The 5808-nt window shown below is 71.6% G+C and carries 5 protein-coding genes; 3 read left to right on the top strand and 2 right to left on the bottom strand.

Features of this window, described 5'->3' with window-relative positions; all coding sequences use genetic code 11:
* Both GL263_RS19990 and GL263_RS19985 read right to left on the bottom strand, forming a co-directional pair.
* On the bottom strand, nt 1-564 hold a 564-nt coding region (locus tag GL263_RS19990; protein WP_182857113.1), incomplete at its 3' end, for a methylated-DNA--[protein]-cysteine S-methyltransferase.
* A 120-nt stretch (nt 565-684) separates the two neighbouring features.
* Nucleotides 685-1671 (bottom strand): glycerophosphodiester phosphodiesterase, encoded by a 987-nt coding sequence (locus tag GL263_RS19985; protein ID WP_182857112.1) that lies wholly within the window; start codon nt 1669-1671, stop codon nt 685-687.
* Nucleotides 1672-1858: 187 nt separating this feature from the next.
* On the opposite strand from GL263_RS19985, the gene uvrB reads away from it, so the two are divergent.
* From uvrB to GL263_RS19970, 3 genes are all read left to right on the top strand, one after another.
* Nucleotides 1859-4048 carry an excinuclease ABC subunit UvrB gene (uvrB, locus tag GL263_RS19980; protein ID WP_182857111.1) on the top strand — a complete coding sequence of 730 codons (2190 nt, stop codon included), beginning with the start codon at nt 1859-1861 and terminating at the stop codon, nt 4046-4048.
* Nucleotides 4049-4210: 162 nt separating this feature from the next.
* Entirely contained in the window at nt 4211-4789 is a 579-nt protein-coding gene (locus GL263_RS19975; protein WP_182857110.1) for a TerD family protein, read from the top strand.
* A gap of 220 nt (nt 4790-5009) precedes the next feature.
* Nucleotides 5010-5808: TerD family protein (locus GL263_RS19970; protein ID WP_182857109.1), on the top strand; the 799-nt coding region annotated here is incomplete at its 3' end.

Genomic DNA, 5808 nt, shown 5'->3' with positions numbered 1-5808 from the left:
CTCCAGGGCGAGCAGCGCGCGTTTTGTCTCCAGCCCGCCGCTGAAGCCGCCTATGCCGCCGCCGCTGGCCACCACCCGGTGGCAGGGGACGACCACCGGCAGCGGGTTGGCGCCCATCGCCACGCCCACCGCGCGAGCGGCGCCGGGCTCTCCCACCCGGCGGGCCAGCTCGCCGTACTCCACGACGGCGCCGAAGGGGACGGTCGCGGTCAGGGTCCGCAGCACCCGGGCGTGGAAGGCGGAGACGAGCGCCCAGTCCAGTGGGAGGTCGAAGGAGCGCAGGGAGCCCGCGAAGTACTCGTCGAGCTGGCGGGTGGCCGCGGCGAGCACCGGCTGCTCCGGCGCCTTGACCGGTACGGCGGCGAACCGGTCGGCGAGCCGGTCCAGCGCACGCTCGACCACTCGCCCGCGGGCGTGGAAGGCGACGGTCACCAGCCCGCCGCCCGAGGCGGCGAGCAGCAGCGGACCGACGGGGTACTCCCGGACGGTCCAGGAGACGTCCTCCCGCGCGGGTGCGGACGTGTCCCGGGCGGGTGGGTCCCCGGTAGGCGTGTTCCCGGTCATGTGACGACCGTAGCCCCCGGCACCGACAACAGCCCCCGGCACCGACAACGCCGCCCGCACGGGCCCGTCGGCCCAGGCGAGCGGCGCGTCCGTGGGACGTCCCGGTTCTTCCGAGGTGTGTCAGTCTCCGGCACGGCCGCCGACGGCGTCCCTGATCACGTCCGGGCGGTTGGAGATGATCCCGTCCACGCCCATGTCGACAAGTCGCCTCGCGGTGGCCGCGTCGTCGACCGTCCAGGTGAACACCTCGAGGCGTTGGCCCTGCGGGCCGCGCAGCCGGTGCACGGCGTCCACGTACTCCCTGGTCACGGTGGTGTGGCGGGGATTGATCTGGTCGCTGAAGCGGGCGTAGTCACGCAGCCGGGAGACGGGCGGCGTGCCGAGGAAGCCGGTCCTGACCCGAGGGGCCTGCTGGTGCACGGTGCGGACCGAGTCCGCGTTGAAGCTCTGGACCACCAGGTCGCGGCGCTTGCTGTAGTTCAGCCACCCCTGGTTGCGCAGCTCCCTGAGCACATCCCGCTCGATGCCCGGGTACAGCTCCGGCTTCTTCAGCTCCAGCAGCAGCTTCTGGCCGTTCTCCGTCATCCGCGCCAGGAACTCGGAGAAGGTCGGCACCTTCTCCCCGGCGTACTCCGGCGAGAACCAGCTGCCCGCGTCGAGCTGGGCGATCTCCTCCGCGGTGAAGTCGGACACCTTCCACGGCGCCCGGTCGGGGAACACCTCCTCGACGTCGGTCGTCCTGGCCAGCGTCTCGTCGTGCATCACCACGAGTTCCCCGTCGCGGGTGCGCTGAACGTCGTTCTCCACCCAGTCGATGCCCAGCTCGTCGGCCTTGTCGGCGGCGGCCAGGGTGTTCTCCGGCGCGTACGCGGAGGCGCCCCGGTGGGCGACCACCCCCACGCCGACCGCGCCGCGGGGCAGCCGCTCGTCCGGCGCCGCGTTGGTCGGCAGCGGGACGGCGGACGCCCGCTCGGCCACCGTCCCGGTGGCCCGCTCGGCCGGCCGGGCGGCGTCCTCCTCCGTCGTCGGCCGGGTCGGCGGGGCGGACGGCTCGGCGGTCACCTGCTGGAGCGGCTGGGCCGGACCGATGGTGAGGACCAGAGCCATAACACCCAGGAACGCGGCGGTCAGAACGGTTGCGGGGCGAAGGGGCACAAGATCTCCTCACGTCTGCTGGTGCGTGATGGGGCCGATACGAATATCACCGCCGCACCCGACGCGTGGATGGGCGGCAGGTGGGTGTCCGATGGCCGTGCGCTGAACTTTGTCGGTGGTGGGCCGTACGGTGGATGGCATGCGGCCCGTATCCGAGATCACACGCAAGGTGGCGCCTTTCGAGGTAGTCAGCCCCTACCAGCCCAGCGGCGACCAGCCGACGGCCATCGCCGAGCTGGCCAGACGCGTCGAGGCAGGGGAGAAGGACGTCGTACTGCTCGGTGCCACGGGCACCGGCAAATCGGCCACCACGGCGTGGATGATCGAGAAGTTGCAGCGCCCGACGCTGGTGATGGCGCCCAACAAGACGCTGGCGGCCCAGCTCGCCAACGAGTTCCGCGAACTCCTCCCGAACAACGCTGTCGAATATTTCGTCTCTTACTACGACTATTACCAGCCGGAGGCGTACGTACCGCAATCCGACACGTACATCGAGAAGGACTCCTCGATCAACGAGGAGGTCGAGCGGCTGCGCCACAGTGCGACGAACTCCCTGCTCACGAGGCGGGACGTGGTCGTCGTGGCCTCCGTCTCGTGCATCTACGGTCTCGGAACGCCGCAGGAGTACGTCGACCGGATGGTCCCCCTGAAGGTGGGTCAGGAGATCGACCGGGACGCGCTGCTGCGCCGACTGGTGGAGATCCAGTACTCCCGTAACGACGCCTCCTTCACCCGGGGCACGTTCCGGGTGCGCGGCGACACGATCGAGGTCATCCCGGTCTACGAGGAACTGGCCGTGCGGATCGAGATGTTCGGCGACGAGATCGAGGCGCTGTCCACGCTCCACCCGCTCACCGGCGAAATCGTCTCCGACGACCAGGAGGTCTACATCTTCCCCGCCTCGCACTACGTCGCGGGCGAGGAGCGGATGCGGCACGCCGTCGCCGGCATCGAGCGGGAGCTCCAGGAGCGGCTGGCGGAGCTGGAGCGCCAGAACAAGCTGCTGGAGGCCCAGCGGCTGCGGATGCGGACGACGTACGACCTGGAGATGATGCAGCAGATCGGCAGCTGCTCGGGGATCGAGAACTACTCGCTGCACATCGACGGCCGCGAGGCGGGCTCGCCGCCGCACACGCTGCTCGACTACTTCCCCGACGACTTCATGCTGGTCATCGACGAGTCGCACGTCACGGTGCCGCAGATCGGCGCGATGTACGAGGGTGACGCCTCCCGTAAGCGCACCCTGGTCGAGCACGGCTTCCGGCTGCCCTCCGCGATGGACAACCGGCCGCTGAAGTGGGAGGAGTTCCTGGAGCGGGTCGGCCAGACGGTCTACCTCTCGGCGACCCCGGGGAACTACGAGATGTCCCGTTCGGACGGCTTCGTCGAGCAGATCATCCGCCCCACGGGCCTGGTGGACCCGGAGGTCGTGGTCAAGCCGACGGAGGGTCAGATCGACGACCTGGTCCACGAGATCAGGCTGCGCACCGAGCGCGACGAACGGGTCCTGGTCACCACGCTCACCAAGAAGATGGCCGAGGACCTGACGGACTACTTCCTGGAGCTGGGCATCCAGGTGCGCTACCTGCACAGCGACGTGGACACCCTGCGCAGGGTCGAGCTGCTGCGCGAGCTGCGCGCCGGCGAGTACGACGTCCTGGTGGGCATCAACCTGCTGCGGGAGGGCCTGGACCTCCCCGAGGTCTCGCTGGTGGCGATCCTGGACGCCGACAAGGAGGGCTTCCTCCGGTCGGGCACGTCCCTCATCCAGACGATCGGCCGGGCCGCGCGCAACGTCTCCGGCCAGGTCCACATGTACGCCGACAAGGTCACCCCGGCCATGGCGAAGGCGATCGACGAGACCAACCGCAGACGCGCCAAGCAGATCGCCTACAACAAGGAGCGGGGCATCGACCCCCAGCCGCTGCGCAAGCGCATCGGTGACATCGTCGAGCGCATCGCCCGCGAGGAGCTGGACACCGAGCAACTGCTCGGCACCGGCTACCGGCAGGAGCGGGAGGACACGCGGCGGACCAAGGCGCCGGTGCCCGACCTCGGCCGCGACAGCAGGGCCGCCCGGATCGCCGCCGACGCCGTCGCCGGGGCGAAGGGCGGCGGCCGCGGGGCCGGCCGCGCCGCGAAGGCCGACGGGGCGATCGTCGCCACCGACAAGCCCGCGGAGGAACTGGCCGCCCTCATCGAGGAGATGACCGAACGGATGCGCGCCGCGGCCGCGGACCTCCGGTTCGAGGTCGCCGCCCGGCTGCGTGACGAGGTCGGCGAACTCAAGAAGGAGCTGCGGCAGATGCGGGAGGCGGGTATCTCTTGAGCGCTGTCCGCGCGCCCGCGTGCGCCAGGCGCGCGGGCGGCGGCCATGTTGCAAGAACGCCACAAAACCGGGGGACCCGGTGGGGTATGTCAGACGCAGTGCGTAGGGTTCTCAGAAGCCGTCGGGAGACGGCGGCGTGGGTATGTCGAGAGGGGAACAGGCGTGTCGGTCAACTTGTCCAAGGGACAGGCGATCAGTCTTGAGAAGTCCGGCGGCGGCACCCTGACCGCCGTGCGCATGGGTCTCGGCTGGCAGGCCGCCGCCCGTCGCGGGCTGTTCGGGAAGCGCACCAAGGAGATCGACCTCGACGCGTCGGCGGTGCTCTTCGCGGACAAGCAGCCGGTCGACGTGGTGTTCTTCCGCCACCTCACCAGCGACGACGGCTCCGTGACGCACACCGGCGACAACCTGGTGGGCGGCGCCGGCCAGGGCGGGGACGACGAGGCCATCCTCGTCGACCTCCAGCGGGTGCCGGTGCACATCGACCAGATCATCTTCACGGTGAACTCGTTCACCGGCCAGACCTTCGCCGAGGTGGAGAACGCCTTCTGCCGCCTGGTCGACGAGACCAACGGCCAGGAGCTGGCCCGCTACACGCTCGCCGGCGGCGGCCAGTACACGGCGCAGATCATGGCGAAGGTGCAGCGGCAGGGCAACGGCTGGTCGATGCAGGCCATCGGTGAGCCGGCCAACGGCCGCACCTTCCAGGACCTGATGCCGGCGATCCTGCCGCACCTGTAACAGGCGCGAGCAACGTGTGGCCCGGCGCAGCCCGCCGGGCCACAGCTGTTCCGCCCGCCCGCCGGGCGGACCGGCATCCCGGGCGCACGACCCCGGGGCCCGGGCGCACGAACCGGAACGACCCGGGGAGCCCCGGGGAGACCCTGAACGACACAGTCAGACGCGAGACGAGCACGCGGCACCCAGTGGTGACGACGGCAGGCGACGAAGGGGCGCGACGATGACGGCCGAGCTGGTGCGGGGGCAGAACCACGCCCTGCCGGAGAGCCGACTGGAGATACGGATCTCGGCCGGCGACCCGGTACTGGCCGGGGCGGTGCTCGTCGACGCCACGGGCCGCACGACGGATGCCGCCCTGGTGGCCCACCCGGGCGCCCCGAACCTGCCCGGCCTGGAGTGCTCACGGCAGGCCGCCGCCTTCCACCGGCTCGCCGTCGACCTGCAGGCGCTGCCCGCCGGCGTGGAGCAGGCCCGGGTGCTGCTCGCGCTGCCGCAGGGGGTGGGCGGGCCGCTCTCCTTCGGCTCGCTCGCCGCGCCGTTCATCGCCGTCACCGGCCTGGACGGCACGGAGATCGCCAGCTACACCATCGTCGGCCTGGGCAGCGAGTCCGCCGTCATCGCCGTGGAGCTGTACCGGCGGCAGGGCACCTGGAAGGTGCGTGCGGTGGGCCAGGGCTACGCGGACGGACTGGCCGCGCTCCTCGCCGACCAGGGGCTGGGGGAGTCCGAGCAGCTGGCCGAGCGCATCCACGAGGCCGTCGCCGGCGGCATGGCCCGCTCGCTCGCCGCACCCCCGGGGCGCGGCGCGGGCCGCGGCGCGGCCGGGCACGGCCCGGCCGGCGTCCCCGACCCCGACCGGGACACCGAGCCGACGGGCGCCGCCCCGGCGGGCCCGGCGCCGACGGGCGCGGCCGCCGGCGGATCCGGCTCCCCGGCTGGCGGAGACCCCCGACAGGCGCCTACTCAGGGCGACACCGGCCGCGTCGACTACCGGCATCCCCGCCGGCAGACCACCGCAC

Origin of the sequence: Streptomyces durbertensis (genome assembly GCF_014156695.1) — a bacterium.
Taxonomy (GTDB): Bacteria; Actinomycetota; Actinomycetes; order Streptomycetales; family Streptomycetaceae; genus Streptomyces; species Streptomyces durbertensis.
The sequence above is the reverse complement of the archived record's forward strand: the minus strand, read 5'-3'. Positions and strand labels throughout refer to the sequence as shown.